Origin of the sequence: Mesorhizobium marinum (genome assembly GCF_040813675.1) — a bacterium.
GTDB classification, from domain to species: domain Bacteria; phylum Pseudomonadota; class Alphaproteobacteria; order Rhizobiales; family Rhizobiaceae; genus Mesorhizobium_K; species Mesorhizobium_K marinum.
Map to the genome: position 1 here is coordinate 1 of NZ_JBFOCI010000019.1, position 1,428 is coordinate 1,428.

The window sequence follows — 1,428 nt, forward strand, 5'->3', positions numbered from 1 at the left end:
CGGATCATTGGTGATGCGGCGGAATATGACCATCCCCCTGACTACACGAGCTTCTTTCAAGCGCGCAGAGAAGAACATGCCAAGCTCGGCCTGAGCGTGTTGGAGATCACAAACGAACTGAGACGCTCTTACGCGCTCTCTGCATTTGACGTTGTCGATGACACTGAGGACACGTTGCGGTCTGCACTCGCAGATGTCGAGCGAGAGCGTCTGGAAAACATCAAGGCGCAAGCCGAGTGGAATGAGAGGATGGTGGCTCGCATTGCCGAGAGGGAGGCTGCCTTGGAAATTACGGGGCGTGGGGTGGTGGATGACAAGGAGACAGAGCCCCACTCGCCCGTCCAGAAATGAGGGCGCTGGATTGCTGGTCTCCCCCTTGACGTCCTAGGAGCCGTCTGACCATCCTCCGAGCTGCGGGGGCGGGGCTGATGAACAAAGAGACGTTGCTCGGGGTGGTTTTGATCGGCGGTGTCGTAGCCTACGCGTCGCTTGGGTTCGAGGTCGTCGAAACGCTGCCAAAACACGCGATCGTCATGGCCGATCATGTGCAGCAGGAATTTGCCACTGTGCCCTGCATCCTCAATGGCAACACAACTGTCAGCTACATCGAGAACTTGAAAGGCTTCGTCGAGGGCGGCGAGCCGGCTAAGATACCAGCCTCGGTGACTGAAAGCACAATCGGTGAGGTCGAGGAGTATCAATTCAGCCCTGACGCGGAATGTGCAAATGCCGGTGGTTTTGCCACACCTCGCTCTCTCGTCCTAAACCTCTTGGGCTTCAAGACTGAGCGGGTCGATGCTGATGGCAACATCCTCTGGTAAGATCTGATTGCCCCTCAAGTAGCTATGTCCCCTCAGCTACGCCCTGTGAAGGATAAGAGCATCTATCGCCCAAATACTTTTTCCAGCACTTCCTTCTGCTTTCCGTCCATCACATGGGCGTAGTGCTTCAAAAGCACCGCCACCTGTGTATGGCCGGTCAGGGACATTACCGTCCTGAGGTCCGCCCCAGACGCCACGAGACGGGACGCGAAAGCCTTCCTCAGGTCATAGGGTCGAACATCCCTCAGCCCAGCCGCTTTGAACACCTTCGCGGCGAACTTCTTGATGGTCGTCAGGTNGCCACCTGTGTATGGCCGGTCAGGGACATTACCGTCCTGAGGTCCGCCCCAGACGCCACGAGACGGGACGCGAAAGCCTTCCTCAGGTCATAGGGTCGAACATCCCTCAGCCCAGCCGCTTTGAACACCTTCGCGGCGAACTTCTTGATGGTCGTCAGGTGCCCGGCCTCGCTGTGCCGGTGGCGTCCATCTGACGGGAACACGAACACGCTCTTGGACTTCTCGCCAGCCTCCTCGCGCATCCTCCTCAGGAGCGCCACGGCTGCTGCCTGTAGGGTCACACGGTGGGTCCGCCGCTGCTTCACGGT

The 1,428-nt window shown here is 58.6% G+C and carries 4 protein-coding genes; 2 read left to right on the forward strand and 2 right to left on the reverse strand.

From position 1 onward, the window contains the following. On the forward strand, nt 1-351 hold a 351-nt coding region (locus ABUE31_RS22610), incomplete at its 5' end, for a hypothetical protein (RefSeq protein ID WP_367726022.1). 77 nt (nt 352-428) lie between these two features. Further along, nucleotides 429-821 carry a hypothetical protein gene (locus ABUE31_RS22615; protein ID WP_367726023.1) on the forward strand — a complete coding sequence of 131 codons (393 nt, stop codon included), beginning with the start codon at nt 429-431 and terminating at the stop codon, nt 819-821. Between the two features lie 62 nt (nt 822-883). Here the strand turns inward: ABUE31_RS22615 and ABUE31_RS22620 are convergent, their stop codons facing one another. Beyond that, nucleotides 884-1,117: a tyrosine-type recombinase/integrase gene (locus ABUE31_RS22620; RefSeq protein ID WP_367726025.1), complete on the reverse strand. Its 234-nt coding sequence runs from the start codon at nt 1,115-1,117 to the stop codon at nt 884-886. After that, complete coding sequence (locus ABUE31_RS22625) at nt 1,114-1,425, reverse strand: tyrosine-type recombinase/integrase (RefSeq protein ID WP_437344183.1); 312 nt, start codon at nt 1,423-1,425, stop codon at nt 1,114-1,116. The genes ABUE31_RS22620 and ABUE31_RS22625 overlap by 4 nt, the downstream gene beginning before the upstream one ends. Nucleotides 1,426-1,428 lie beyond the last annotated feature (3 nt).

Excerpts from the sequence above, each read along its gene's own strand:
- ABUE31_RS22615 (WP_367726023.1), top strand. The coding sequence starts at position 429 with ATGAACAAAGAGACGTTGCTCGGGGTGGTTTTGATCGGCGGTGTCGTA.